Source organism: Variovorax sp. AC194 (assembly GCF_979257995.1).
This window is the reverse complement of record NZ_OZ409823.1, coordinates 3,543,253-3,569,064: the sequence shown is the minus strand read 5'-3', so window position 1 is coordinate 3,569,064 and position 25,812 is coordinate 3,543,253. Positions and strand designations below refer to the sequence as shown.

Annotated in this window: 22 protein-coding genes; 2 read left to right on the top strand and 20 right to left on the bottom strand. The window is 66.0% G+C overall.

Annotated elements, in window-relative coordinates:
• The first annotated feature begins 81 nt into the window (after positions 1-81).
• Together ACZYRS_RS17085 and ACZYRS_RS17080 are read left to right on the top strand one after the other, a co-directional pair.
• Positions 82-933, top strand: a complete 852-nt coding sequence (locus tag ACZYRS_RS17085; protein ID WP_463420185.1) for an NAD(P)H-binding protein — start codon at positions 82-84, stop codon at positions 931-933.
• Positions 933-1,424, top strand: coding sequence for an anthrone oxygenase family protein (locus ACZYRS_RS17080; RefSeq protein WP_463420184.1), 492 nt, complete (start codon positions 933-935; stop codon positions 1,422-1,424). The genes ACZYRS_RS17085 and ACZYRS_RS17080 overlap by 1 nt, the downstream gene beginning before the upstream one ends.
• A 12-nt stretch (positions 1,425-1,436) precedes the next feature.
• Here ACZYRS_RS17080 and ACZYRS_RS17075 read toward each other — a convergent pair whose 3' ends face one another.
• The 20 genes from ACZYRS_RS17075 to ACZYRS_RS16980 form a co-directional block, all read right to left on the bottom strand.
• Positions 1,437-2,342 carry an SDR family oxidoreductase gene (locus tag ACZYRS_RS17075; RefSeq protein ID WP_463420183.1) on the bottom strand — a complete coding sequence of 302 codons (906 nt, stop codon included), beginning with the start codon at positions 2,340-2,342 and terminating at the stop codon, positions 1,437-1,439.
• A 228-nt stretch (positions 2,343-2,570) separates the two neighbouring features.
• Positions 2,571-3,509, bottom strand: a complete 939-nt coding sequence (locus ACZYRS_RS17070) for a glutathione S-transferase family protein (protein WP_463420182.1) — start codon at positions 3,507-3,509, stop codon at positions 2,571-2,573.
• Between the two features lie 125 nt (positions 3,510-3,634).
• A complete protein-coding gene (locus tag ACZYRS_RS17065) occupies positions 3,635-5,275 on the bottom strand; it encodes an isovaleryl-CoA dehydrogenase (RefSeq protein WP_463420181.1) in 1,641 nt (546 codons plus the stop codon).
• Positions 5,276-5,316: 41 nt separating this feature from the next.
• Positions 5,317-6,333 (bottom strand): NADP-dependent oxidoreductase, encoded by a 1,017-nt coding sequence (locus ACZYRS_RS17060; protein ID WP_463420180.1) that lies wholly within the window; start codon positions 6,331-6,333, stop codon positions 5,317-5,319.
• 29 nt (positions 6,334-6,362) lie between these two features.
• Complete coding sequence (locus tag ACZYRS_RS17055; RefSeq protein ID WP_198783686.1) at positions 6,363-6,836, bottom strand: PaaI family thioesterase; 474 nt, start codon at positions 6,834-6,836, stop codon at positions 6,363-6,365.
• Between the two features lie 111 nt (positions 6,837-6,947).
• Positions 6,948-7,757 carry an SDR family oxidoreductase gene (locus ACZYRS_RS17050; protein ID WP_463420179.1) on the bottom strand — a complete coding sequence of 270 codons (810 nt, stop codon included), beginning with the start codon at positions 7,755-7,757 and terminating at the stop codon, positions 6,948-6,950.
• 40 nt (positions 7,758-7,797) lie between these two features.
• On the bottom strand, positions 7,798-8,100 hold the full coding sequence (locus ACZYRS_RS17045; protein ID WP_198783684.1) for a Dabb family protein: 303 nt from the start codon (positions 8,098-8,100) through the stop codon (positions 7,798-7,800).
• Between the two features lie 25 nt (positions 8,101-8,125).
• A complete protein-coding gene (locus tag ACZYRS_RS17040) occupies positions 8,126-8,362 on the bottom strand; it encodes a hypothetical protein (RefSeq protein WP_463420178.1) in 237 nt (78 codons plus the stop codon).
• Positions 8,363-8,364: 2 nt separating this feature from the next.
• Positions 8,365-10,221 (bottom strand): acyl-CoA dehydrogenase, encoded by a 1,857-nt coding sequence (locus ACZYRS_RS17035; protein WP_463420177.1) that lies wholly within the window; start codon positions 10,219-10,221, stop codon positions 8,365-8,367.
• A gap of 169 nt (positions 10,222-10,390) precedes the next feature.
• Positions 10,391-11,566 carry an acetyl-CoA C-acyltransferase gene (locus ACZYRS_RS17030; RefSeq protein ID WP_463420176.1) on the bottom strand — a complete coding sequence of 392 codons (1,176 nt, stop codon included), beginning with the start codon at positions 11,564-11,566 and terminating at the stop codon, positions 10,391-10,393.
• 43 nt (positions 11,567-11,609) lie between these two features.
• Positions 11,610-13,085, bottom strand: coding sequence for a M20 family peptidase (locus ACZYRS_RS17025; protein ID WP_463420175.1), 1,476 nt, complete (start codon positions 13,083-13,085; stop codon positions 11,610-11,612).
• Positions 13,086-13,110: 25 nt separating this feature from the next.
• Entirely contained in the window at positions 13,111-15,216 is a 2,106-nt protein-coding gene (locus ACZYRS_RS17020; protein ID WP_198783679.1) for a 3-hydroxyacyl-CoA dehydrogenase NAD-binding domain-containing protein, read from the bottom strand.
• A gap of 146 nt (positions 15,217-15,362) precedes the next feature.
• A complete protein-coding gene (locus tag ACZYRS_RS17015) occupies positions 15,363-16,058 on the bottom strand; it encodes an ABC transporter ATP-binding protein (RefSeq protein ID WP_198783678.1) in 696 nt (231 codons plus the stop codon).
• 85 nt (positions 16,059-16,143) lie between these two features.
• Positions 16,144-16,929, bottom strand: coding sequence for an ABC transporter ATP-binding protein (locus ACZYRS_RS17010; protein WP_198783677.1), 786 nt, complete (start codon positions 16,927-16,929; stop codon positions 16,144-16,146).
• Positions 16,930-18,234: a branched-chain amino acid ABC transporter permease gene (locus ACZYRS_RS17005; protein WP_463420174.1), complete on the bottom strand. Its 1,305-nt coding sequence runs from the start codon at positions 18,232-18,234 to the stop codon at positions 16,930-16,932. It lies immediately after the preceding gene.
• A 4-nt stretch (positions 18,235-18,238) separates the two neighbouring features.
• Entirely contained in the window at positions 18,239-19,192 is a 954-nt protein-coding gene (locus tag ACZYRS_RS17000; protein ID WP_198783675.1) for a branched-chain amino acid ABC transporter permease, read from the bottom strand.
• 77 nt (positions 19,193-19,269) lie between these two features.
• Positions 19,270-20,511: a branched-chain amino acid ABC transporter substrate-binding protein gene (locus ACZYRS_RS16995; RefSeq protein WP_463420173.1), complete on the bottom strand. Its 1,242-nt coding sequence runs from the start codon at positions 20,509-20,511 to the stop codon at positions 19,270-19,272.
• Positions 20,512-20,713: 202 nt separating this feature from the next.
• Positions 20,714-21,943 (bottom strand): branched-chain amino acid ABC transporter substrate-binding protein, encoded by a 1,230-nt coding sequence (locus ACZYRS_RS16990; protein WP_198788546.1) that lies wholly within the window; start codon positions 21,941-21,943, stop codon positions 20,714-20,716.
• A 151-nt stretch (positions 21,944-22,094) separates the two neighbouring features.
• A complete protein-coding gene (locus ACZYRS_RS16985; RefSeq protein WP_198788545.1) occupies positions 22,095-23,738 on the bottom strand; it encodes a 3-(methylthio)propionyl-CoA ligase in 1,644 nt (547 codons plus the stop codon).
• Between the two features lie 234 nt (positions 23,739-23,972).
• Positions 23,973-25,769, bottom strand: a complete 1,797-nt coding sequence (locus ACZYRS_RS16980; protein WP_463420172.1) for a carboxylesterase/lipase family protein — start codon at positions 25,767-25,769, stop codon at positions 23,973-23,975.
• Positions 25,770-25,812: the final 43 nt, after the last annotated feature.

The window sequence follows — 25,812 nt, the reverse complement described above, 5'->3', positions numbered from 1 at the left end:
ATCCCGGGGTTGACATTCAAAATGTGAGTAACTATCATTTTTTACGTGAGCATTACTCACATTATCTCAAGGAGTTCGAAAATGGCAATCAGCAGCAGCACCCGGGATGATGCGCATCCCATTTTGGTACTCGGCGCGAACGGCAAGACGGGCGGGCGCGTTCTGGAACGGCTGCGCGCCGCCGGGCACGCCGTGCGCGTCGGCTCGCGCGCCGCGCAACCGCCGTTCGACTGGGAAGACCGCGCCACCTGGACGGCCGCGCTCGAGGGCGTTCGCGCCGTCTACGTCGCCTGCCAGCCGGACCTGTGCGTGCCGGGTGCCGTCGACACGGTGACCGCGTTCTACGACGCTGCCGCCAAAGCCAGCGTTCAAAAGATCGTGCTGCTGTCGGGCCGCGGCGAGCCCGAAGCGCAGGACGCCGAGCGCGCCCTGCAGGCCACCGCGCTCGACTGGACCATCGTGCGCGCGAGCTGGTTCTTCCAGAACTTCAGCGAAAACTACTTTCTCGACGAGATCGTCGCGGGCGCGATCACGCTGCCCGAAGGGCTCGCCGCGGAGCCCTTCATCGATGCCGACGACATCGCAGACATCGCGGCCGAAGCGCTGGTCGACAGCCGCCACAGCCGCAAGCTCTACGAGCTGACCGGCTCGCAGGCCTTCACCTTTCCCGAGGCCATCGCGCAGATCGCGCGCGCGACGAATCGCCGGATCGATTGCCACATCATCCCGATGGACGACTACGCCAAGCTCTTGGCGGAAGCGGGGCTGCCCAAAGACCTCTGCTGGCTCGTCGTCTATCTCTTCACCACCGTGCTGGACGGGCGCAACCTGCCCATCGCGCACGGCGTGGAACAGGCGCTGGGCCGCCCTCCCCGCACCTTCGCGGATTACGTGGCGCGCACGGCCCCGACCGGCGTGTGGGGAGCGAAGTGATGATGGGCAAGACGGCGACGGTGCTAATCCTGGCGAGCGCCTTTTCCACGGCGATGGTCGCCGGCATCTTCTACGCGTTCTCTTCGTTCGTGATGCCGGCACTCGCGCGCGTGCAGAACAGCGAAGGCATCAACGCGATGAACGCGATCAACGTCACGGTGATCACGCCGAGCTTCATGCTCCTCTTCATGGGCAGCGCGGTGCTGGGCATCGTGCTCGGCGGCTGGTCGCTGTTCTCGATCTCGCAGCTGGACTCGCAACTGGTGCTGCTCGCGAGCCTGCTCTACGTGGTCGGCTGTTTCGGTGTGACGATGGTGCTCAACGTGCCGCTGAACAACCAGCTCGCGGCCACGTCGCCCATCGACGGCGGCACGTTCTGGCAGACCTATCTCAAGACCTGGACGATGTGGAACACCGTGCGCACGGCATCGTCGGCGCTCGCGGCGATCGTCTTCGTCGCGGCCGCATTGCGGCGCGCCGGGGCGGCGTAGGCGGCAGGCAGCTCAGCCTGCGCGCAGTTGCTCGCGCAGCTTCTGGCCGATCTCGGGGCGCTCCAGGAACGGGTCGGCCGGGTTCGTGATCGACACGATGTTCTCCATGCGGCTCTTCACGTTGCCCAGCGCCTTGGGGTGGCTGAACACGTAGAACTGGTTGTCGCTGATGGCGTCGAACACCTTCGCCGCGACCTCGGCCGCGGTGATCTTGCCGCTGCTCACCGCCTTGTTGCTCATGGCCTGGCCGATCAGCTGGCTCTTGGTGAGCTCGCTGTCCTTGGGCGCATTCGGGCGGTTGCGCTCGCTGCTCGTGATGCCGGTCGGCACGAAGTAAGGGCACAGGAGACTCGCGCCGATCTGGTCGGTTACGAGCGTCAGGTCCTGGTACAGCGTTTCGGTAAGGCTCACGACCGCGGCCTTGGCGGCGTTGTAGATGCCCATGTTGGGGGGCGTGAGCAGGCCCGCCATGCTCGCGGTGTTGGTGATGTGGCCGCGGTAGCTCGGGTCTTTCGCTGCGGCCTCGAGCATCATCGGCGTGAACAGGCGCACGCCGTGGATCACGCCCCAGAGGTCCACGCCCAGCACCCATTCCCAGTCGGAGACGGTGTTCTCCCACACGAGCCCGCCCGCGCCCACGCCGGCGTTGTTGAACACGAAGTGCGGCGCGCCGAAGCGCTCCTTCACGGCGGCGGCCAACGCCTCCATCTGCGCGGCGTCGGACACATCGACCTTGCGGGCCAGCACCTGCGCGCCGGCGGCTTCCATCTCGGCCCGGGCCTTGTCCAGCGCGTCCTGCTGCACGTCCACCAGCACGAGGTTCATGCCGCGCGCAGCGCCGATGCGCGCGCATTCGAGGCCGAAGCCCGAGCCCGCGCCGGTGAGAACGGCGGTCTTGCCCTTGAAGTCCTGAATCATTTGCCGGTGTCCTTCTTGCGTTGAATGTCGACGTCTGCGACGTTGGAGGCGCTATTGAAATACGGAACGCGCCGGCGCGCAGTCACGAAGGTGCCCCGCTCGCGTGCCTCTCATACGGGAAACGCGTTCAAAAATATCAATCCGTTCACGCTGAGCTTGTCGAAGCGCCGCGCGAGACTTCGACAAGCTCAGTCCGAACGGTTCTTGTTGATCAACCGCAAACTCGTTTCAGGCCTCCGCCTTTTTGAGCACATAGCCGATGCGCGGAAAGTGCACGTGCACCGTGCCGATGCGGTCTTCGCTGCGCGCGAGCGTGTAGTGCGTGCGCGTGGCGGCCACCAGCGTGCCGTTCGTTTCCTCCAGGCCGAAGCTCTCCGCGCGGATGGTCACCGCGCTGCCGAGCGCGATGCCATGGTCGTCCTGGAAGGTGCTGTCGGTCAGCAGCGTGTGCGGCGTCGCAGCCTTGGCCACGGCAATGGCTTCGTCGGCGCTGTACTTCTCGGGTGCACCGTGGCCGATGGCGGCCATGCGGTCCATCCAGTCGACCACCGCGGGCGTCAAATCGAGGATGGTGCGCACCGACTCGATGCGGCGCGTGTACCAGAGCGGGTGGTAGGCCGCGAAGTCGCTGATGCTGGGCACTTCGCCCAGGAGGTAGTGGCGGTCGTCCAGCATGTCCGAGAGGCGCCGCAGGTACGACTTGTAGGCGCTGGTGGCATCGGCCGGGCGCAGGCGCGTCATGTTGCCGGCGCTCATCTTGCCGCGGTCTTCGCCGAAGGCCTTGGCGGCTTCGGGCGGCGCCTTGGCGAACACCTCGGCCGCGCCCTTGGGCTGCAGGTTCCAGGCCATCGCGGCCCAGAAGAGCGTGGTGTCGGCCCACTGCGCGAGGATGCGCGACAGGCCCTTCTCGGGCTCGGGGTACAGCGTGGGCTCGGGCTGCAGGTGCTCCAGCACGTCGGCGATGAGCGCGCTGTCGCAGTACATGTCGGCGCCGATCTGCAGGAACGGCGTCTTGCGGTAGCCGCCGGTGAGCAGCTCCACGTCGGGCTTGGGCATGATCGGCGGAATGAAGACCGACTTCCACGGCAGCTTCTTGGCGCCGAGGATCAGCCGCACCTTTTCCGAGAACGGCGAGGTGGTGTAGTGGTGGAGGATCAGGTCGGCCATGGGTTTCGGTTTCCTTGTAATCGTGAGGCTGAATCCACCACCACCGTTCGGGCTGAGCCTGTCGAAGCTGCGCGCGGCACTTCGACAGACTCAGTGCGAACGGATTCGCGGGGTGGCGTGAATATCTATAGCGGACTGGCCCGCTGGATGATCGAATCGAAATCGGTGCCCGCGCCCAGCGTGCCGAAGGCATTGCCCCAGTCGCCGCCCAGGCGCGATGCGCAGAACGCGCCGACCACCGCGGGCGGCGCCGTCTGCGCCAGCAACGAAGCCTGCACGGCGAGCGCCACGTCCTGTGCCAGACGACGCGCCTCCACCTCGGAGGCCATCGCCTCGATGCGCGCGGGCAGCGCGTCGGCCAGGCGGTCGAGCGCCGCATGCTGGCCGCGTGCGGGCGCCAGTTCCTTCGTCAGCGCCGCCACGGCATCGCCCTTGCGCAGGCCCCGCAGCAGGTCGAGCGCCATGATGTTGCCCGCGCCTTCCCAGATCGAGTTGAGCGGCATCTCGCGGTAGACGCGCGCCATGATGCCTTCGCCGCCCTCTTCCACGTAGCCGTTGCCGCCCAGGCACTCCATCGCCTCCTGCGCGAAATGGCTGCCGCGCTTGCAGATCCAGAACTTGGCGACCGGCGTGAGCAGTCGCGCCATCAGGCGCTCGTGTTCGTCGTCCGGGTGGTCGAAGGCGCGGGCCAGTCGAATGGCCAGGGCCGTGGAGGCTTCGCTCTCAAGCGCGAGGTCGGCCAGCACGTTCTTCATGAGCGGCTGCGCGATCAGCGGCTTGCCGAAGGCGTTGCGCTGCGATGCGTGGTTGATGGCGATGCTCAACGCCTGCCGCATGAGGCCGCTGGTGCCCAGGGCGCAGTCGAGCCGGGTCATCGTGCCCATCTCCAGGATCTGCGGAATGCCGCGCCCCTCCTCGCCCACGAGCCATGCGCTCGCGCCGTGAAATTCGACCTCGGAACTCGCGTTGGCCTTGTTGCCGAGCTTGTCCTTCAGGCGCTGGATGTGGATGGCGTTGCGCGTGCCGTCGGGCAGCACGCGCGGCAGGAAGAAGCAACTGAGCCCGGCCTCGGCCTGCGCGAGCACCAGGAAGGCATCGCACATCGGCGCCGAGAAGAACCACTTGTGGCCGGTGATCGCGTAGCGCTCGCCCCAGGCGTCGCTGCCATCGCGCACGGCCTTCGTGGTGTTCGCGCGCACGTCGGAGCCGCCCTGCTTCTCGGTCATGCCCATGCCCATGGTCACGCCGGGCTTGTCCTTGAAGGACTTGAGTGCCGGGTCGTACCAGAGGCTCGTGAGCTTGGGCCCCCAGTCGGCGTACACGGCCGCGTTGCTGCGCAGCGCGGGCGTGACGGCGTAGGTCATCGAGATCGGACACAGCATCGAGGGCTCCAGCTCGGTGAAGAGCATGAAGCCGGCCGCGCGCAGCACATGCGGCGAGGCCGAGGTGCCCGCCCACGGCGTGCCGTGCAGGCCCGCGCCCACCGCAGCCGACATGAGCACGTGGTAGCTCGGATGAAACTCCACCTCGTCGATGCGCCGCCCGAAGCGGTCGTGCGTGTGCAGCTCGGGCGTGTGGACATTGGCCAGGCGCGCATGCGTCTGCATCTCGGCCGAGCCGATGGTCACGCCCAGCTCCTGCAACGGCGCCACCTGCAGCTGCGGCGCATTGAACTTCAACGCATCGCGCAGCGGCCGGTTGGTTTCGAACAGGTTGTAGTCCGCCAGCGGTGCGGGCTGGTTGAACACCTCGTGCGTGGTTTCCATGACCGGCCTCCTTGCCGTACGTTCAGCTCATCCGGGTGGGGTCAGATGAGCTTGACCAACTGCTTGCCGAAATTCTTGCCCTTGAGCAAACCCAGGAAGGCTTCGGGGGCGGATTCGATGCCCTGCGCGACCGATTCGCGCGGCTTGAGCTTGCCCGTGCCCACGAGCGTGCCGAGCTCGGCGAGCGCTTCGGGCCACACCTCCATGTGCTCGCTGACGATGAAGCCCTCGATCTTCAGGCGGTTGATGAGGATCAGCGCCGGGTTCGCGAGCGGCAGCGGCGCGCCGTCGTAGCCCGCGATCATCCCGCACAGCGCCACGCGCGCGAAGGCGTTGGTGCGCAGCAGCACCGCATCGAAGATGTAGCCGCCGACGTTCTCGAAGTAGCCGTCGATGCCCTTCGGGCAGGCTTCCTTCAGTGCCGCGCTCATGGTCTTCACGTCCGGGTGCTGGCGGTAGTCGATGCAGGCGTCGAAGCCCAGTTCGTCGGTCACGTACTTGCACTTGTCCGGACCGCCCGCGATGCCCACCACGCGGCAGCCGCGCGCCTTGGCCAACGCACCGAAGGCGCTGCCGACCGCGCCGCTCGCGGCCGTGATGACGACCGTTTCACCGGCCTTGGGCGCAATGATCTTCACGAGGCCGTACCAGGCCGTGACGCCCGGCATGCCGACTGCGCCCAGGTAGTGCGACAGCGGCACGTGCGTGGTGTCCACCTTCTTCAGCGCGCCGGGCTGCGAGCCGTCGACCACGCTGTATTCCTGCCAGCCGCCGAAGCCGACGACCTTGTCGCCCACGGCGTACTTGGGGTGCTTGCTCTCGACCACTTCACCGACCGTGCCGCCCTGGAACACCTGGCCCACGGGCTGCGGCTGCGCGTAGCTCTTGGCGTCGTTCATGCGGCCGCGCATGTACGGATCGAGGCTCATGTAGTGGTGGCGCACCAGCACCTGGTTGTCGGCGAGCGCGGGCGTCTCGGCGGTCACCAGCTTGAAGTTGCTCGCAACGGCTTCGCCATCCGGGCGGTTGTCGAGGTGGATCTGCTTGTTCGTGGGCATGTGTGTCTCCTGGGAATTCGTTCAGTCGGTCAGTCGGTCGAAGGCGGCCGCATCTCGTTCGCGCTCGCGGGGCCCGTCGGCAGGCGCCGCTTCACGTACTTGAAGGTGCCGGTGGCGTGGGCGCACACGCGCTCCTGTTCGTCGTAGATCTTGGCTTCGGTGAAGGCCAGCGTCGCGGTGCGGTGAATGAGCGTGCCCCGCGCGTGCAGCGGGCCGACCGAAGGCTGCATGAAGCTGGTCTTCATCTCGATGGTGACCACGCCGGTCTCGGGCGCCACGCTGCGCGCGGCCGCCGCCATGGTGATGTCCAGCAGCGTCATGCAGGCGCCGCCGTGCGTCACGTCGAAGGTGTTCAGGTGCTCGGGCTTGGCGGTGTAGAGGATCTCGGACTCGCCGCCCTCGAACTTCGTGAGCTCGAAGCCCAGGTGGCGCGCGAACGGAATCTGGCTCGTGTACGAGCGGATGTTGATGTCGGAAGAAGGAGAAGAAGCGTCAGTGGTCATTGAATCCATTCGTGAGACACCGCGGAACCGGCTTCGCCGGGCCGCCGGTGTCGCCCCCGGCGAGGGGGAAGGCGCGCGCGACACGAAGTGCGCGCAGCCTGGGGGAGAACTCTACGCTGCGCCCAGGACCACGCTCACGCCGCCGTCCACCGCCAGCCACTGGCCGGTGATGTGCTTGCCGGCATCGCTCGCGTACAGCAGCGTCAGGCCCTTCAGGTCTTCGTCGTCGCCCAGGCGGCCGAGCGGCGCCTTGGCGGCCATTTTTTCTTCGCCCAGCGAGTTGATCAGGCCGGCGGCCATCTTCGTCATGAAGAAGCCGGGGCAGATTGCGTTCACCGTGATGTTGTACTTGCCCCATTCGGCCGCCAGCGTGCGCGTGAAGCCGATCACCGCCGTCTTGGAGGTGTTGTAGGCCAGCGTCTGCATCTCGGGCGGGTTGCCGTTCAGGCCGGCTACCGACGCGATGTTGATGATGCGGCCCGTCTTCTTCGGGATCATGTAGCCGTTGGCGATCTGCTGCGACAGGATGAAGTAGCCCCGCACGTTGAGGTTCATCACCTTGTCCCACGCCTCGACCGGGTGGCTCTCGGCCGGCGCGCCCCAGCTGGCGCCCGCGTTGTTGATGAGGATGTCGACCGCGCCCATGCGCTGCAGCGTCTCGTCGGCCAGGCGGCGGGTGTCTTCTTCCTTGGAGCAGTCGGCGGCGATCCAGCGCGCGTCGATGCCGGCGGCCTGCAGCTCGGCCGCGGCCTGCTCCAGGTCGTCGGCCTTGCGCGAGCTCAGCATGATCTTCGCGCCGGCCTCGCCGAGCGCGTGGGCCATCTGCAGGCCCAGGCCGCGCGAGCCGCCGGTGATGAGGGCGGTCTTGCCGGTGAGGTCGAAGAGTTGCTGGGTGGTGCGGGCGGTCGTGCGGGCGGTCATGGGTTGTCTCCGGTGTTCTCTGGAAGGTCGATCGGGGCGGTCAGATTTCGTAGTCCATGCACTGCCGCGCCTCGCGCACGGCGCCGATGAAGGGCTTGAGCGCCACGTGCTGCGGATGGTCCACATAGGCCGCGAGCGCGGCGGCATCGGTGAATTCCGAATACAGCACCAGGTCGTAGGTGGCCTCCAGCCCGGGCTGGGCGATGGCCACCTCGAAACGGTGCGTGCCGGGCGAGAGCTTCGCGCAGGCATCGAGCAGCGCCTTGGCCTTGAGCAGATTGGTCGCCTTGTCGGCGCCCTCGGCGTGTTCCTTGAACTTCCACATCACGATGTGCTTGAGCATGGTCTTGCCTTCTTCTTCTCTCGGCTTATTTCTTGTCGTTCAGGCGCGAACGCACGTAGATGAGCACGACGCCCACCAGCGCGACCACGCCGCCGGGCGCGGCCATCGACCAGCCGAGCGCGGTGTCGGTGCGGCCCGTGGCGATCCCCAGGATCACCAGGAACAGGCCGCCGTAGATCAGGATCCAGATCCACTTTTCGAGCCGGGCGTGCGGCTTCGGTGGTTTGACAGGGGTGGGTTCGTTGGGGGTGGCGTTGGCCATTGTCAGAAAGCGTCCTCGGGCAAAGCGGTACAGGTCGGGTCGCGGCTCTCGACCACGTTGAGCCAGGCGCCGATTTTCGGCAGCTCGTAGTGGAAGAAGTAGTCCGTGGCGCCGATCTTGCCAGCTGTTACCGCCCTCGCCTTGTCCGCGTCGATTTCGAGCGCGCGCCGCGCCACGTCCAGCCAGAGCCAGGCCAGCACCGTGTGGCCGAAGGCCTGCATGTAGGGCACCGCGTTGGCCAGCGCGTCGGCCGGATCGCCGGTGGACCAAGCCGCCTCGGTGGCGCTGCCGATGCGCTGCAGCGCGGCCGCGAGCGCCTTGGCATGCGCCGCGAGCGCGGGCACCTTGGCCGTGCGCCCGATGGTCTCGGTGATGCGGCCGGCCAGCAGCTGCATACCGCGGCCCTTTTTCATCAGCACCTTGCGGCCCAAAAGGTCGGCCGCCTGGATGCCATGCGTGCCCTCGTGGATCATGTTCAGGCGGTTGTCGCGCCAGTACTGCTCCACCGGAAAATCGCGCGTGTAGCCGTAGCCGCCGTGCACCTGGATCGCCAGCGAGTTGGCTTCCAGGCACCACTCGCTGGGCCAGCTCTTGGCGATGGGCGTGAGCACTTCGAGCAGCAGGCGCGCGTCGTCGGCGGCTTGCGCGTCGCCGGTCTTCTGCGTATCGACCAGCCGGGCGCAATACAGCTCCAGCGCCAGCGCGCCTTCGCAGTACGCCTTCTGCGCGAGCAGCATGCGGCGCACGTCGGCGTGCTCGATGATGCGCACCTGCGGGCTGGCCGAGTCCTTCGCGACCTGGCCGCCCGCGCCTGCCTCGGGCTTCTTCACGAGGCGGCCCTGCGGCCGGCCCTTCGCGTACTCCAGCGAGGCGTAGTAGCCCGCCATGCCGAGCATGGTCGCGGCTGTGCCGACGCCGATGCGGGCCTCGTTCATCATGTGGAACATGCAGTGCAGGCCCTTGCCCGGCGCGCCGACGAGGTAGCCCACGGCGCCCGCCTTGCCGTCGACCGGGTACTTGCCCTCGCCGAAGTTCAGGAGCGTGTTGGTCGTGCCGCGCCAGCCCAGCTTGTGGTTCAGGCCCGCCAGCGCCACGTCGTTGCGCTCGCCGGTCAGCTCGCCCTTGGTGTCGACCATGCGCTTGGGCACGATGAACAGCGAAATGCCGCGCGTGCCCGGCACCAGCTTGCCGTTCTCGTCGGGGATCTTGGCCAGCACGATGTGCACGATGTTCTCGGTCAGCTCGTGGTCGCCGGACGAGATCCACATCTTGTTGCCGGTGAGGCGGTAACGCGGGCCCAGTGGGTCGTCTTGAAAGTCCACGCCATCGGGCACCGCGCGCGTGGCCACGTCGCTCAGCGACGAGCCGGCCTGCGGCTCCGACAGGCACATGGTGCCGGCCCAGCGGCCCGCGAACTCGTTCTTGGCGAACACCTCTTTCTGCATCTCGGTGCCGTGCACCATCAGCAGGTTGGCGTTGCCGCTGGTGAGCATGTTGGAGCCGATGCTCACCGAGGCCATCGCGAAGAAGCTGTTGGCCGCGGCCGACAGCGTGTAAGGCAGTTGCATGCCGCCGATGTCGTAGTCCTGCGCGGCGCTCATCATTCCCGATTCGACGAAGGCCTTATGCGCATCGTGCGTGGCCTTGGGCAGGATGACTTTCTCGCCGTCGAAATGCGGCTCCTGCGTGTCGACCGTGCGGTTGAACGGCGCGTACTTCTCGCGCGCGATGCGCTCGCAGGTGTCGAGCACCGCGTCGAAGGTTTCGCGCGAATGGTCGGCGAAGCGCTCGGCTTTGTTGAGCGACTCGGCATCGAGCCAGTCGTAGAGCAGGAAATCGAGGGTGGGACGCAGGCTCATGATCGGTCTTGATGTGGAGGCCACCGACTTCCACCGGCAGCGCTCATCGGCCGGCGAAGCCAGGCCCGTTCGTGAAACACCGCGGAACCGGCTCAGCCGGGCCGCTGGTGTTGCCCCCGGAAGGGGGTTGGCGAAGGCGACACTCAGTGCGCCGCAGACTGGGGGCGAGTCAGAGAACCTCGAACACGCCCGCGGCACCCATGCCGCCGCCGATGCACATCGTGACCAGCACCTTCTTGGCGCCGCGGCGCTTGCCTTCGATGAGCGCGTGGCCCGTCAGGCGCTGGCCGCTCACGCCGTAGGGGTGGCCCACGGCGATGGCGCCGCCGTCCACGTTCAGGCGGTCGCCCGGAATGCCCAGCTTGTCGCGGCAGTAGATCACCTGCACCGCGAAGGCTTCGTTCAGCTCCCACAGGTCGATGTCGTTGACCGTGAGGCCCAGGCGCTTGAGCACCTTCGGAATGGCGAAGACCGGGCCGATGCCCATCTCGTCGGGCTCGCAGCCGGCCACGGCGAAGCCGAGGAAACGGCCCAGGGGCTTCAGGCCCTTTTGCTGCGCGTACTTCTCGTCGACCACCACGCAGGCGCCGCCGCCGTCGGAGAACTGGCTGGCATTGCCGGCCGAGATCAGCCCGCCGGGCATGGCCGAGCGGATGCCGCTGATGCCTTCCTTGGTGGTGCCGGGGCGGATGCCTTCGTCGTTCTCGACGGTGACTTCCTTGGTGCGCAGGCCCAGCACCGGGTCGGCCACGCCGGCCAGCACGGTGATGGGGGCGATCTCGTCCTTGAAGCGGCCGGCTTCGAGCGCGGCGGTGGCCTTCTGCTGGCTGGCTGCGCCGTATTCGTCCATCGCATCGCGGCCGATGTTGTAGCGCTTGGCGACCTGCTCGGCCGTCTGCAGCATGTTCCAGTAGATCTCGGGCTTGTGCTTCACGAGCCAGGGGTCGGCCAGCATGTGCTTGTTGGCTTCGTTCTGCACGCACGAGATGCTCTCCACGCCGCCGGCCACGTACACGTCGCCTTCGCCCGCGATGATGCGCTGCGCGGCGGTGGCGATGGTCTGCAGGCCCGAGGAGCAGAAGCGGTTGATCGTCATGCCCGAGGTGGTGACGGGGCAGCCGGCGCGCAGCGCGATCTGGCGCGCGATGTTCGAGCCGGTGGCGCCTTCGGGCGTGGCGCAACCCATGATGACGTCATCGACATCGGCCGCTTCGATGCCGGCGCGCGAGATCGCGTGCTGCACCGCGTGACCGCCGAGCGTGGCACCGTGCGTCATGTTGAAGGCACCCTTCCAGCTCTTCGCGAGCGGCGTGCGGGCGGTGGAAACAATGACGGCGCTGGTCATGGTGAGGTCCTTTGAAGATGGAAGGGAAAAGAAGGAGTGGTCGTCATTGCGCCGGAGCAGCGTTGGTGTTGCCCAGGAGCTGGTGATAGAAGCCGATCATCTCGCCGTAGTTGGAGATGGCCAGGCGTTCGTTGTTGCCGTGAAAGCGCGCGAGGTCCTCGCCCTTCACGCGGAACGGCGAGAAGCGGAAGACGGCGTCGCTCACGAGGCTGAAGTGGCGCGAGTCGGTCGCCGCGGTCATGAGGCCCGGGGCCACGACGGCATCGGGAAAGGTCTGGCGCACGGCCTGCTGGATCGCGCGGTAGCCGGTGCTGTCGGTCGGCGACACAGGCGACGGCTCGGAGTTGCCGGGATAGCGCTTGATCTTGATGTCGTCGTTGGCCAAGGCCTTGCGCAGGTGCGCCTCGACGCTGTCGATGGTGTCGCCCGGCAGGATGCGGAAGTTCACGGCCGCCTCGGCGCGGCCGGGCAGCACGTTGTCCTTGTTGCCGGCGCGCACGATGGTGAGCGCGGTCGTCGTGCGCAGCATGGCATTGCTGCTCGGGCTCTTCTCGAGCTGGCCGCGCACCAGCGGCTCGGTGAGCCACAGGTTGGAGAGCATCACGCGGTTCACGCCGCTCATCTCCGGCGCGAGCGCGCCGAACATCTGGCCGGCCACGCCCTTGATGCCACCGGGCATCGGGTTGGCTTCGAGCCTGGCGAGCGCGGCGCTCATGCTGCCGATGGCGCTGTGCTGCGGCGGCATCGACGAATGGCCGGGGGCCGTGTCGAGCGAGAGGAAGAAGGTGCCGTAGCCCTTTTCGGCCAGGCCGATCAACGCCGCGGGCTTCGAGAGGCCGGGCAGCACGCCGTCGAGCACCAGCAGGCCTTCGTCGAGCACCCAGTCCAGGCGCACGTTGCGCGACTTGAGCAGTTCGGCGATGGGCAGCGCGCCGCGCAGCCCGCTCACCTCTTCGTCGTCGCCCATCACGAGGTAGACGGTCTGCCTGGGCTTGAAGCCGGCGCCGATGAGCAGCTCGATGGCTTCCATCTGCGCGAAAAGATTGCTCTTGTTGTCGAGCGTGCCGCGGCCCCAGACGAAGCCGTCCTTGATCTCGCCCGCGAAGGGGTCGACCGTCCAGGCCTTCTCGGTGCCGGGGGCGATGGGCACCATGTCCTGGTGCGCCATCAGTGCGACCGGCTTGGCCGACGGGTCGGTGCCGGCCCATGTGTAGAGCAGCGCCTTGTTGCCCACCACTTCCTTCTTGAGGGTGGCGTGGACCTTCGGGTATTGCTGTTCGAGGTACGCGTGCAGCTTGTCGAACTCGGCCGCGTTGGCGGCCGGATCGTCCAGGCCCGACACCGTGCGGAACGTGATCGCCGTGGAGAGCCGCCTGGCGGCTGCCTGCAGGTCGATGTCCAGCTTGGGTGCGGGCGCCACCGCCAGTTGCTGCGATGGCGTGGTCCAGGTCTTGACCGCCACGGCGGCCACCAGTGCCAGCAGCACCAGCAGCAGCCCGAGGAAGATGCGTTTCAACATGGGCGGTCTTGATCCCGGTTCGGTCTCAGCTGAAGGACTTGCCTTCGGCCACCAGCTTCTGGATCAGTGGCGCGGGCTGCCAGAACTCGGCGTCGTCGCGCGGGTTCTTGGCAAAGCGCTTCATCGATTCGGCCACGTTGTACAGGCCCACCTGCGATGCGTAGTGCATCGGGCCGCCGCGCCAGATCGGGAAGCCGTAGCCCGTGAGGTACACCATGTCGATGTCGCCGGACTTCGAGGCGATGCCGTCTTCCAGGATGTGCGCGCCTTCGTTCACGAGCGCATACACCAGGCGTTGCACGATCTCTTCGTCGGAGATCTTGCGCGGCGTGATGCCCAGTTCCTTGCGGTGGTCCTCGATCATCTTGTTGACCAGCTCCGAGGGAATCGCATCGCGCTTGCCGGCCTGGTAGTCGTACCACCCTGCCCCGGTCTTCTGGCCGAAGCGGCCCAGCTCGCAGAGCTTGTCGGCCGTGCGGCTGTACTTCATGTCGGCGCGCTCGGTGGCGCGGCGCTTGCGAATCGCCCAGCCGATGTCGTTGCCGGCCAGGTCGCCCATGCGGAACGGGCCCATGGCGAAGCCGAACTTCTCGATGGCCTTGTCCACCTGCTGCGGCAGCGCGCCTTCGTCCAGCAGGAAGCCGGCCTGGCGCGAGTACTGCTCGATCATGCGGTTGCCGATGAAGCCGTCGCACACGCCCGAGACCACCGAGGTCTTCTTGATCTTCTTGCCGATGGCCATGACCGTGGCGAGCACATCCTTGGCGGTGGCCTTGCCGCGCACCACTTCGAGCAGCTTCATCACGTTGGCCGGGCTGAAGAAGTGCATGCCGACCACGTCCTGCGGACGCTCGGTGAACGAGGCGATCTTGTCCACGTCCAGCGTCGAGGTGTTGGAGGCCAGGATGGCGCCCTTCTTGGCCACGCGGTCCAGTTCCTTGAAGACCTTTTCCTTGACGCCGATTTCCTCGAACACCGCCTCGATGATGAGGTCGGCGTCCTTCAGGTCGTCGTAGCTCAGCGTGGTGCTCAGGAGCGCCATGCGTTGCGCGTACTTGTCCTCTTTGAGCTTGCCCTTCTTGACCTGTGCTTCGTAGTTCTTCTTGATGGTGGCGACGCCGCGGTCCAGCGCCTCCTGCTTCATCTCGAGAATCTTCACGGGGATGCCCGCGTTCAGGAAGTTCATCGAGATGCCGCCGCCCATGGTGCCGGCGCCGATCACGCCGACCGACTTGATCTCGCGCTTGGGCGTGTCTTCGGGCACGTCGGGAATCTTGCTCGCGGCGCGCTCGGCCATGAAGAGGTGGCGCAGCGCCAGCGATTCGGGCGTGAACATCAGTGCGGTGAAGATGCGGCGCTCCTCGGCCATGCCCTGGTCGAACTTCATCTTCGTGGCGGCCTGCACCGCGTCGATGCACATGAGCGGCGCCGGATAGTTCTTGGACATGCCGCCCACCATGTTCTTGGTGAACTGGAAGTAGGCGTCGCCCTGCGGGTGCTTGCACGGCAGGTTGCGCACGAGCGGGAGCGCTTCACCGGTCTTGCCGGCCACGCTCTTGGCGAAGGCCACGGCCTCGTCGAACACCGACTCGGCCGATGCGGCCAGCTTGTCGAACAGCTTCTGGCCCGGCAGGCTCGCGAGCAGTTCGCTCTTCACAGGCTCGCCGCTCACGATCATGTTGAGGGCGGTTTCCACGCCGATCACACGCGGCAGGCGCTGCGTGCCGCCGGCGCCGGGAATGAGGCCCAGCTTGACTTCGGGCAGCGCGATGCTGGTGCCCGGTGCAGCCACGCGGTAGTGGCAGCCGAGCGCGAGCTCCAGGCCGCCGCCCATGCACACGGAGTGGATGGCTGCGACGATGGGCTTGGGGGAGGCTTCGAGCGTGAGGATCACGCTCAGCAGGTTGGGCTCTTGCAGCGCCTTGGGCGTGCCGAATTCCTTGATGTCCGCACCGCCGGAGAACGCCTTGCCGGCGCCGGTGATGACGATGGCCTTGACGGCGTCGTCGGCATTGGCCTTGGCCAGGCCATCGGTGATGCCGATGCGGGTCGAGAAACCGAGACCGTTGACCGGAGGGTTGGTCAGTGTGATCACGGCGACATCGCCGAGCACTTTGTATTCAGCCGTCATGCTGCGTTCCTTGGTGTGTGAAGAAAAAGAAGAAAAAGCACGAGTGTTCTTTTTCGAGGGATTCTAGGCGTTTAACGTGGCTCAACAATGGCACGCAGTCGCTGTCGGGACAAGAGGATCCGGGGCATGCCCGGATCTCGCAAGTATCAAACTTCCAGCCACTCTTTGCGAGTGGTGGCATCGGCACGGAGGCTGTCCGGCGTGCCGTCGAACACGATGCTGCCGTGGCCCATCACGAGCGCGCGGTCCGAGATCTGCATCGCGATGGTGAGCTTCTGCTCGATCAGGAGCACCGAGATGCCCTTGTCCTTGAGCGTGCGCAGGTACTGCCCCACCAGCTCGACGATCTTGGGCGCAAGGCCTTCGGTGGGCTCGTCGATGATGATGAGGTCGGGGTCGCCCATGAGCGTGCGGCACAGCGTGAGCATCTGCTGCTCGCCGCCCGAGAGCACGCCCGCTTCGGTGTGCTGGCGCTCCTTCAGGCGCGGGAACATGTTGTACATGTCGTCGAACTGCCAACGGCTGCCCTTGCCCGTGCCCTTCTGCCCCAGCAGCAGGTTCTGGTGCACCGTGAGCTTGGGAAAGATGTCGCGGTTCTCGGGCACGTAGCCGATGCCCAGGTGGGCGATCTCGTAGGCCTTCCTGCGCAGGATGTCCTGGTCCTTCCAGCGCAGCGTGCCTTCGGCGTGCACCAGGCCCATGATGGCCTTGGCGGTGGTCGAGCGGCCCGAGCCGTTGCGGCCCAGGAGCGCCACGATTTCGCCGGGACCGACGTCGAACGAAACGCCATGCAGCACATGGCTCTTGCCGTAGTAGGCGTGGATGTCGTGAAGCTTCAGCATGTCCAGGTTTCCCGCCGGGCCGCCCCAAGGGAGACCTCGCCCCCTCGGGGGGCAATGAATACACGAAGTGATGAATGTGGGGGCATCAGTGTCCCGCCCCCTGTGCGTCGGCCACCGAGGACCCGAGATAGGCTTCTTGCACGCGCGCGTTCGCGCGAACGGCAGCAGGCGTGTCGAAGGCGATGACTTCGCCATACACCACCACCGCGATCTTGTCGGCCAGGCCGAAGACCACGCCCATGTCGTGCTCCACCGTGAGCAGCGTCTTGCCCACCGTCACGTGCTTGATGAGCGAGATGAAGTGCGAGGTCTCGGTCTTGCTCATGCCGGCCGTGGGCTCGTCCAGCAGGATCACGCCGGCGCCGCCCGCGATCGTCACGCCGATCTCCAGCGCGCGCTGCTCGGCATAGGTGAGGTTCACCGCATGCACGTCGCGCTTGCGCTCCAGGCCGATCTGCTTGATGAGCTCCTCGGTGCGCGCATTGGCATCGTCCAGGTTCGAGAGAAAGCGCAGGAACGTGTACTTGTAGCCCAGGCTCCAGAGGACACCGCAGCGCAGGTTCTCGAACACGCTCAGCTTGGGGAAGATGTTGGTGATCTGGAAGCTGCGCGAGAGCCCCAGCCGGTTGATCTCGTAGGGCTTCTTGCCGTCGATGCGCTCGCCGTTGAGCAGCACCTCGCCGCTGGTGGGCGTGAGGCGACCGCTGATGAGGTTGAAGAGCGTCGACTTGCCCGCCCCGTTCGGGCCGATGATGGCCACGCGTTCGCCGGCGTTCACCGCCAGGTCCACGCCGCGAATGATTTCGGTCTTGCCGAAATTCTTTCGCAGCGCCTTCAGTTCCAGTGCATGTTGTCCGTGTACCGCGCTCATTTACGCCGCCTCCCGACGTTTGATTTCTGCTTCTATTTCTTCTTGCGCATGGCCCCAGACACGCACGAAGCGGCGTCGCGCCACCTCCAGCGCACCGAGGCCGATGACCAGGATCACCGCCGCGCCGAGCCAGCTGCCCACGCCGGTCGTGTCGAGCGCCACGCCGAAGAAGTTCAGCGTCGGGCCCATCGCCGCGTTGAGCTGGATGTGATAGATCATCTCGATCAGCGCAGCCGCGCCGACCACGACCGGAACCAGCGCCACGGCGAGCGCGAGGTACAGCCACCAGAAGCGATCGAACTTGCCGAACTTGGCCACGCGCAGGTTCATCATGATCAGGCTGGCGATGCCGCCGGGGGCGAACATCACCATGAACACGAACACCAGGCCGAAGTACAGCTGCCAGGCCTTGGAGAGTTCCGACAGCAGGATCGATGCGAACACCAGCAGCACCGCGCCGATGATCGGCCCGAAGAAGAACACCGCGCCGCCCAGGAACGTGAACAAGAGGTAGCCGCCCGAGCGGATGGCGTTCAGGCTGTCGGCCGCGTTCACGATCTCGAAGTTGATCGAGGCCAGCCCCCCGCCGATGCCGGCGAAGAAGCCCGCGATGATGAACGCGAAGTAGCGCACGCGCTGCGTGTTGTAGCCGATGAATTCGACGCGCTCCGGGTTGTCGCGCACCGCGTTCAGCATGCGGCCCAGCGGCGTGCCCGTGAAGGCATACATGAGCGCGGTGCAGACGAAGCAGTACGCGGCGATCAGGTAGTACACCTGGATCTGCGAGCCGAAGTTGAAGCCGAAGAAGGTCGGGCCGTACACGCGGTCGGTGGTGATGCCGCCCTCGCCGCCGAAGAAGCTGGGGAACATCAGCGCCATCGAGGCCACCAGTTCGCCGATGCCCATGGTGATCATCGCGAAGGTGGTGCCCGATTTCTTGGTGGTCACGAAACCCAGCAAGATCGCGAAGAACATGCCGGCCAGGCCACCCACCAGGGGAATGAGCACCAGCGGAATCTGCATGCCGCCCTTGGCGCCCATGTTCATCGCATGGATCGCCAGGAATGAGCCCAGGCCCACGTACACCGCGTGGCCGAAGCTCAGCATGCCGCCCTGCCCCAGCAGGATGTTGTAGCTCAGGCAGATGATGATGAGGTAGCCCATCTGCGAGAGCATCGTGAGCGCCAGGCTGCTCTTGAACAGCAGCGGCGAGACGATCAGCACGATGGCGAACAGCGTCCAGATCAGGTAGCGCCCGATGTTCCAGGGCTTGAAGCGGTAGTACTGGGTGGTTGCAGTGGTCATGGGGTCAGTCCTCCCGGGTTCCAAGAAGACCCTTGGGCCGGAAGATGAGGATCAGCACCAGGAACAGGTACGGCAGGATCGGCGCGACCTGCGAGATCGTGAGCCTGAGCAGCTCGTAGCCGAAGGTCTGGTCGGTCACGGTCATGCCGATGGCGCGCAGCGCCGTGGCCAGCGACTGGTCCATGGCCACCGCGAAGGTCTGGATGATGCCGATCAGCAGCGACGCGAGGAACGCCCCGGCCAGCGAGCCCATGCCGCCCACCACCACCACCACGAAGATGATGGTGCCGACCGAGCCGGCCATCGCCGGTTCGGTGACGTAGGTGTTGCCGCCGATCACGCCCGCGAGACCCGCGAGCGCGGCGCCGCCGCCGAACACCAGCATGAACACGCGCGGCACGTTGTGGCCCAGCGCCTCGACCATGTCGGGGTGCTTCAATGCCGCCTGGATCACCAGGCCGATGCGCGTGCGCGTGAGCAGCAGCCACACCGAGATCAGCATCAGCACCGCCACCAGCATGATGAACGAGCGCGACTTCGGGAACTGCGTGCCGTAGAGCGTGAAGAGCGGGCCCTGCAGCTGCGTCGGCAGGCCGTAGGGCACGGTCGAGCGGCCCCAGGCCAGTTGCACGAGTTCCAGGATGAGGTAGGAAAGACCGAAGGTCACCAGAAGCTCGGGCACGTGGCCGAACTTGTGGACCCGGCGCAGGCTGTAGCGCTCGAAGCCCGCGCCCAGCATGCCCACCAGCAGCGGTGCAAGGAACAGCGCCGGCCAGAAGCCCACGATGCCCGACAGCGTGTAGGCGATGTAGGCGCCGAGCATGTAGAAGCTCGCGTGCGCGAAATTGAGCACGCCCATCATGCTGAAGATCAGCGTAAGGCCAGAGCTCAGCATGAACAACAGCAAGCCGTAGCTCACGCCGTTGAGCAGCGAGATGACGAAGAATTCGACGTTCATCGGTCTTTCGGATGCGTGAAAAAGAAAGAGGCCCGAGTGTTGAAGTCGGGCCTCGACCGGTCAGGTGGCGGCTTCGATCAGGAAGCGGCGCCGGGTCGCTTCATCTGGCACGTCGTCGGGGTGCTCGAGACGTAGGGCTCGTAGTACTTCACCGGGGCCAGCGTGTAGCCGGTGTTCTCCGGGCTGTACGGGTTCTTGGCGTCGGCCTTCTGCCAGCGCGTGATCCACAGGCCCTGCTGCAGCTGGTGGTCGGCCTTGCGCATCTCCACGTCGCCGTTGAAGCTCTTGAACTTCATGCCTTCCATGGCGGCCGCGACCTTCACCGGCTCGGTCGACTTGGTGCGCACGAACGCTTCGCTCAGCATCGCGTACACCGTGTAGATGTCGGTGGTGTACATGTCGTCGTTGAAGCGCTTCTTGAATTCGCCCATCAGCGGCTGCACCGGGCCCGGCGCGTTGTAGTGGCTGTAGCCCACCTGGTAGACCTTGCCGTCGGAGGCCGCGCCCATGGCGGTCGGCGTGCCGTTGGTCACCGCGTAGTAGGTGTAGAACTTGACGTTCAGGCCCGCGTCGTTGGCCGACTTGATCAGAAGCGCAAGGTCGGAGCCCCAGTTGCCGGTGATGACGGTGTCGGCGCCCGAGGCCTTGATCTTGGCGATGTACGGCGCGAAGTCGCGCACTTGCGCGAGCGGGTGCAGGTCGTCGCCGACGATTTCCACGTCGGGGCGCTTGCTCTTGAGGTTGTCCTTGGCGTACTTGGAGACCTGCTGGCCGTGCGAGTAATTCTGGTTGATCAGGTAGACCTTCTTGATGTCGGTCTGGTCCTTCATGAAGGTGGTGAGCGCCTCCATCTTCATGGACGTGTCGGCATCCAGGCGGAAGTGCCAGTAGCTGCACTTGCTGTTGGTGAGGTCGGGATCGACCGCCGCGTAGTTGATGTAGAGCACTTCCTTGCCCGGGTTGCGGGCGTTGTGCTTTTCCAGCGCATCGATGATGGCCAGCGCCGGGCCCGAGCCGTTGCCCTGCACCACGTAGCGCGCGCCCTGGTCCATGGCCGAGCGCAGCGCGCTGGTGGTTTCCTGGGGGCTCAGCTTGTTGTCGATGCCGATGACCTCGAACTTCACGCCGGCCACGTTCTTCTTGTTGAATTCTTCGGCCAGGAACTGGAAGGTCTTGAGCTGGTTCGTGCCCACCGCGGCCATGAGACCCGAGAGCGGGTCCAGCCATGCGATCTTGACGGTCTCACCCTTCTGGGCCAGAGCGCCGGTGGCACTCGCGGCAAGGATGGCTGCGGTAGCGATTTTCAGAGCGAACTTCACGATCTATTTCTCCTGGTCAAACCGAATCAAAAAGCCTTGCACGAGCGTACAAGCGTTCGCAGCCCCTCCCCTCAGGGAATGCCCGTAAGGGGGTGGCCGCGAAGGCCCATTCCTATCGCGCAGGCGACAGCGCATTTCTCCAATTGCTACCCGCCGGTAGACCATTGCTACCAGCGAGTAGGAAATGCGTTCACAAAGACGCCTAGGGGCGCTTCATCTGGCAGGTCGTCGGCGTGCTCGCCACATACGACTCGTAGTACTTCACGGGGACGTTCGTGTAGCCGGTGTTCTCGGCGTCGTAGGGGTACTTGGCGCTGGCCTTCTCCCAGCGCGAGATATAGAGGCCCTGCTGCAACTGGTGGTCGGCCTTGCGCATCTCGACCTCGCCGTTGAAGCTCTTGATCTTCATGCCTTCGAGCGCGGCGGCCACCTTCACGGGGTCGGTCGACTTGGTCTGGGCGAAGGCCGCATCGAGCAGCGCGAACACGTGGTAGATCGAGGCCTGCGTCAGGTCGTCGTTCATCTTCTTCTTGTAGCCGCCCAGCAGCTTCTGGATCTCGCCGCCCATGTTGTAGTGGGCATAGGCCACGGTGTAGACCTTGCCGTCGGACGTCGCACCCATGGCCGTCGGCGTGCCGGCGCCCGGCGCGTAATACGTGAGGAACCTGACGTTCAGGCCCGAGTCGTTGGCCGCCTTGATGAGCAGCGAGAGGTCCGAGCCCCAGTTGCCGGTGATGACCGTGTCGGCACCCGAGGCCTTGATCTTGGCGATGTACGGCGCGAAGTCGCGCACCTGGGCCAGCGGATGCAGGTCGTCGCCCACGATCTGGATGTCGGGGCGCTTGACCTTCAGGTCTTCCTTGGTGAACTTGGACACCTGCACGCCGTGCGCGTAGTTCTGCCCGAGGATGTAGACCTTCTTGATGTCGGGCTGGTCCTTCATCCAGGTGGTCAGCGCCTCCATCTTCATGGAGGTGTCGGCGTCCACGCGGAAGTGCCAGTAGCTGCACTTGCTGTTGGTGAGGTCGGGGTCGACCGCCGCGTAGTTCATGTACAGCAGCTCCTTGCCCGGATTGCGCGCGTTGTTCTTCTCGATGGCGTCGATGATCGCCAGCGCCGGGCCCGAGCCGTTGCCCTGCATGATGTAGCGCGCGCCCTGGTCCTGCGCCGAGCGCAGCGCGGCGGTGGTTTCCTGCGGGCTCAGCTTGTTGTCCAGCGCGATGATCTCGAACTTCACGCCCGAGAGATTCTTCTTGTTGAACTCTTCGGCCAGGAACTGCGTGGTCTTGAGCTGGTTGGTGCCCACCGCGGCCATCAGGCCCGAGAGCGGATCGAGCCACGCGACCTTGACCGTCTCGCCCTTCTGGGCGAAGGCGGCCGCGGCGCTCACCAACAGGGCACAGGCAGCGACCGACTTGAGGGCAAATTGCATGAAGAGTCTCCTGGATGAAAGGCGTAAATGAGGTGGGATGCCAGCGTACAAGTGCCCCTTTTTTCCACGCACAGGGATTGCCCGGAAGGAAGCCCGCCGAAGCGGTCTTCCTATCGCATGCGCGACAGTGCGGTGGTGTCGGGGGCTGTTGTCAGAGCGTGGGCAGCTTGTAGTCCTTGAGCAGTTCGCGCAGCTTGGTTTTAAGGATCTTTCCGGTGGCGCCGATCGGAATGGCTTCGACGAAGACCACGTCGTCGGGAACCTGCCACTTGGCGGTCTTGCCCTCGTAGAACTTGAGCAGCTCCTCGCGCGTGACCTCGGCGCCGGGCTTCTTCACGACCGCGATGATCGGGCGCTCGTCCCACTTCGGATGGAACACGCCGATGCAGGCGGCCATGGCCACGGCCGGGTGCGCGACGGCGATGTTCTCGATCTCGATGGAGCTGATCCATTCGCCGCCGGACTTGATCACGTCCTTGCTGCGGTCGGTGATCTGCAGGTACCCCTCGGCGTCGATGGTGGCGACGTCGCCGGTGGGGAACCAGCCGCGGCCCTGCGCATCGGGAATGAGCGGATCGCCGCCCTCGCCCTTGAAGTATTCCTTGACGATCCAGGGGCCCTTGACCAGCAGGTCGCCGTAGGCCTTGCCGTCCCAGGGCAGCTCGTTGCCGTCGCCGTCGACGATCTTCATGTCCACGCCGAAGATCGCGCGGCCCTGCTTCATGCGGATCTGCAACTGCGCATCGGGCGGCAGCGACAGGTGCTTGTTCTTGAGCGTGCAGAGCGTGCCCAGCGGGCTCATCTCGGTCATGCCCCAGGCGTGCAGCACCTCGACGTCGAACTTCTCCTGGAACGCCGTGATCATGGCCGGCGGGCAGGCCGAGCCGCCGATGACGGTGCGGTTGAGCTTGCTGAACTTCAGGCCACCGGCCTGCATGTGGCCCAGCATCATCTGCCACACGGTGGGCACGCCGGCCGCGAAGGTCACGCCTTCGGATTCGATCAGTTCGAACACCGATTTGCCATCGAGCGCCGGACCGGGGAACACGAGCTTGCAGCCCACGAGCGCGGCCGAGTACGGAATGCCCCAGGCGTTGACGTGGAACATCGGCACCACCGGCAGCACCGAGTCGCGCGCCGACAGGCGCATGACGTCGGGCAAGGCGGCGGCGTAGGCGTGCAGCATGGTCGAGCGGTGGCTGTAGAGCGCGGCCTTCGGGTTGCCCGTGGTGCCGCTCGTGTAGCACATGCTCGAGGCGGAGTTCTCGTCGAAGGTAGGCCAGTCGTACGCGTTCGGCTGCGCGCCCATCCAGCCTTCGTAGCTCACCAGGTTGGGGATGCCGCTGTCGGCCGGCAGCTTGTCGGCATCACACAGTGCAATCCATTTCCGGATCGTGGGGCACTTGGCGTGCACCGCCTGCACCAGCGGCAGGAACGTGAGGTCGAAGCACAGGATCTGGTCTTCGGCGTGGTTGGCGATCCAGGCGATCTGGTCGGGGTGCAGGCGCGGGTTGATGGTGTGCAGCACGCGGCCGCTGCCGCTCACGCCGTAGTACAGCTCCAGGTGCCGGTAGCCGTTCCAGGCCAGCGTGGCGATGCGGTCGCTGAAGAGCAGTTGCTCCCCGTCCAACGCATTGGCCACCTGCCGGGCACGCGATGCGATGCCGCCCCAGGTGGTGCGGTGGATGTCGCCTTCGACACGGCGCGAGACGATCTCGCCGTCGCCGTTGTGGCGCTCGACGAACTCGATCAGCGACGAGATCAAAAGCGGTTGGTCTTGCATCAAACCCAGCATCTACAGGCTCCTTGTTTCAACAAAATTCAGTGGTTTCTCGGACTACGGCGATTCACGCAATTTATGTGCGTTCGCACAATGACAGAAACCCGCAGTCTTGGAGGACCGATCTGTCGTCAAGACGACAGCTGGCGCCCGCCGGAGCGTGCAGGCACCTCGTGCGTGACATGACCTTCGCCATCACAGCACCGGCCATCGCCGCCGCCGTGATGTGCCTCGATGCGCCCGCAGTGCTCAAGGCGCGCTGTTCTGCAGTTGCGTCTTGCTGGCGTCCAGCACGATCTTGCGCGGCCAGTTGGGCCAGGTCACGCCCAGGCCCGGATGGTTCGGATCGCCATTGCGCGCGAACGCGGCCAGGCTCCCCACCATCGCATCCGACAGCGCCTCGCGCCCCGGCCGGTTCGCTTCGCCGAAGGAGAACGAGAAGATGCTGGTGCCGAAGTTGTGGAACATGAACGCCGTGTCCAGCCCGTGCGTGGCGCCATAGACGGTGTTGAACGGCGCCACCTGCTGGCTCCAGTCGAAGCGGTAGTACCAGGTCCTGGTCGGCAGGTACTTGGCCACCGAGTCGATCTGCGCGGGCAGGCCATTGAGGAAGATCGCGTTGGTCGCGAAATCCGACGACGCCTTCCAGCCATTCAGCGGCTTGTCTACCGGCAGGTAGGGCGCGTTGATCAGGTCGGCCTCGGTGAGCGTCACGGGCGCGTCAGGGTTGAAGTTGTACTGCAGGCCGAAGCGCTCGTAGTCGGTGGGCTTGAAGCCCAGGCCCTGCCCCGTGAAGGTGCCGAACAGGTTGGCGAACAGCGTGCCTTCGTCGCGCGTGTTGCCGATCAGCATGGGCACCTTGTTGAACCGGCCGGCATCGACCTCGGCGCGCGAGTTCACCGGCAGGATGGCGCCGTCCTCGATCGGCGCCGGCGCGTTGCCCAGCTGCGGGTTCGCGAGCACGATGGTCAGCAGCCGGTCCGCCGGGAGGCCGCGCAGGTAGGCCGCGATCTGCGCATCCGTCTGCGAACTGACCCAGGCGTTGGCCGAGGGGGTGTCGGTGGCCTTGCCCTCGGCGATGGCGATCGCGTTGAGCAGCGCCTTCGAATAGGTCTGCGCGGTGGCACGCGTCGCGAAGGAAATGCCGCCGCTCAGCGGCACCGCCTTGTGCAGCAGGCCCGCCGACGCGCTCGAGACGACCAGCCCCCAGGTATTGACCGCGCCCGCCGACTGCCCCATCACCGTGACGTTGCCCGCGTCGCCGCCGAAGGCGCCGATGTTGGACTGGATGAACTTCAGCGCCTGCATCTGGTCGAGCAGCGCGAAGTTGCCCGAGTCGTTGCTCGCGTTGCCGGTCTTGAGCTGCGGCAGGTCGAGCCAGCCGAGCACGCCCAGGCGGTAGTTGATCGTCACGACGACGGCGTCGCCGCGCTTGGCGAGCTGGGCACCGTCGTAGCCCGGGTCGGCCGTGTAGCCCGAAATGTTGCTGCCGCCGTAGATGTAGACGATCACCGGCAGCTTGCCGGCGTCGCCGGCCGGGCGCCAGATGTTGAGCGTGAGGCAGTCCTCGTCGCCCACCGGCTTGCCGAAGCCCTCGCGGTTGCCGAGGCCAAACGGTGCGTCGCCGGGCGCGGGGCTGAAATAGCGCCCGCCCTGGGCGCAGCTGCGGCCGAACTGGCTCGCGGCGCGCACGCCGTCCCAGGCCTTCGGATCGGCGGGCGGCGCCCAGCGCAGGGCGCCGACGGGCGCCTGGGCGAACGGAACGCCCTTCCAGAACAGGGTGCCCGTCCTGGCGCTGTCGTCCACGCCTTCGATCTTGCCGGCGGTGGTCTGGCGCACCATGGGGCCGTCGGCCGGAGGCGCGGGTGGCGGGGCCGGCGGCGGTGGCGGCGCGGGAACGATCGGTGTGAAGGAAAAACCGGAATCCGAGCCGCCGCCGCACGCCGAAAGCGCGATACAGGCCGTCACCGCCATGGCCCTGGCCACGGCCTTGGCCGCCGTGGGCCGGCTTGCGCCCTGGTTTTCCGTTGTCTCTGTCTTGTTCATTGTTTGTCTCCACACCGGGTTAATCGGAATTCCTGCACCGGTG

What these genes read in the sequence shown, in the direction of transcription:
- ACZYRS_RS16980 (WP_463420172.1), bottom strand. Translation starts at nt 25,769, where the DNA reads ATGAACAAGACAGAGACAACGGAAAACCAGGGCGCAAGCCGGCCCACG.
- ACZYRS_RS17020 (WP_198783679.1), bottom strand. Translation starts at nt 15,216, where the DNA reads ATGACGGCTGAATACAAAGTGCTCGGCGATGTCGCCGTGATCACACTG.
- ACZYRS_RS17040 (WP_463420178.1), bottom strand. Translation starts at nt 8,362, where the DNA reads ATGGCCAACGCCACCCCCAACGAACCCACCCCTGTCAAACCACCGAAG.
- ACZYRS_RS17045 (WP_198783684.1), bottom strand. Translation starts at nt 8,100, where the DNA reads ATGCTCAAGCACATCGTGATGTGGAAGTTCAAGGAACACGCCGAGGGC.
- ACZYRS_RS16990 (WP_198788546.1), bottom strand. Translation starts at nt 21,943, where the DNA reads ATGCAATTTGCCCTCAAGTCGGTCGCTGCCTGTGCCCTGTTGGTGAGC.
- ACZYRS_RS17050 (WP_463420179.1), bottom strand. Translation starts at nt 7,757, where the DNA reads ATGACCGCCCGCACGACCGCCCGCACCACCCAGCAACTCTTCGACCTC.
- ACZYRS_RS17025 (WP_463420175.1), bottom strand. Translation starts at nt 13,085, where the DNA reads ATGTTGAAACGCATCTTCCTCGGGCTGCTGCTGGTGCTGCTGGCACTG.
- ACZYRS_RS17000 (WP_198783675.1), bottom strand. Translation starts at nt 19,192, where the DNA reads ATGAACGTCGAATTCTTCGTCATCTCGCTGCTCAACGGCGTGAGCTAC.
- ACZYRS_RS17005 (WP_463420174.1), bottom strand. Translation starts at nt 18,234, where the DNA reads ATGACCACTGCAACCACCCAGTACTACCGCTTCAAGCCCTGGAACATC.
- ACZYRS_RS17035 (WP_463420177.1), bottom strand. Translation starts at nt 10,221, where the DNA reads ATGAGCCTGCGTCCCACCCTCGATTTCCTGCTCTACGACTGGCTCGAT.
- ACZYRS_RS17070 (WP_463420182.1), bottom strand. Translation starts at nt 3,509, where the DNA reads ATGGCCGACCTGATCCTCCACCACTACACCACCTCGCCGTTCTCGGAA.
- ACZYRS_RS17085 (WP_463420185.1), top strand. Translation starts at nt 82, where the DNA reads ATGGCAATCAGCAGCAGCACCCGGGATGATGCGCATCCCATTTTGGTA.
- ACZYRS_RS17055 (WP_198783686.1), bottom strand. Translation starts at nt 6,836, where the DNA reads ATGACCACTGACGCTTCTTCTCCTTCTTCCGACATCAACATCCGCTCG.
- ACZYRS_RS16985 (WP_198788545.1), bottom strand. Translation starts at nt 23,738, where the DNA reads ATGCTGGGTTTGATGCAAGACCAACCGCTTTTGATCTCGTCGCTGATC.
- ACZYRS_RS17065 (WP_463420181.1), bottom strand. Translation starts at nt 5,275, where the DNA reads ATGGAAACCACGCACGAGGTGTTCAACCAGCCCGCACCGCTGGCGGAC.
- ACZYRS_RS17015 (WP_198783678.1), bottom strand. Translation starts at nt 16,058, where the DNA reads ATGCTGAAGCTTCACGACATCCACGCCTACTACGGCAAGAGCCATGTG.
- ACZYRS_RS17080 (WP_463420184.1), top strand. Translation starts at nt 933, where the DNA reads ATGATGGGCAAGACGGCGACGGTGCTAATCCTGGCGAGCGCCTTTTCC.
- ACZYRS_RS17010 (WP_198783677.1), bottom strand. Translation starts at nt 16,929, where the DNA reads ATGAGCGCGGTACACGGACAACATGCACTGGAACTGAAGGCGCTGCGA.
- ACZYRS_RS17060 (WP_463420180.1), bottom strand. Translation starts at nt 6,333, where the DNA reads ATGCCCACGAACAAGCAGATCCACCTCGACAACCGCCCGGATGGCGAA.
- ACZYRS_RS17030 (WP_463420176.1), bottom strand. Translation starts at nt 11,566, where the DNA reads ATGACCAGCGCCGTCATTGTTTCCACCGCCCGCACGCCGCTCGCGAAG.
- ACZYRS_RS17075 (WP_463420183.1), bottom strand. Translation starts at nt 2,342, where the DNA reads ATGATTCAGGACTTCAAGGGCAAGACCGCCGTTCTCACCGGCGCGGGC.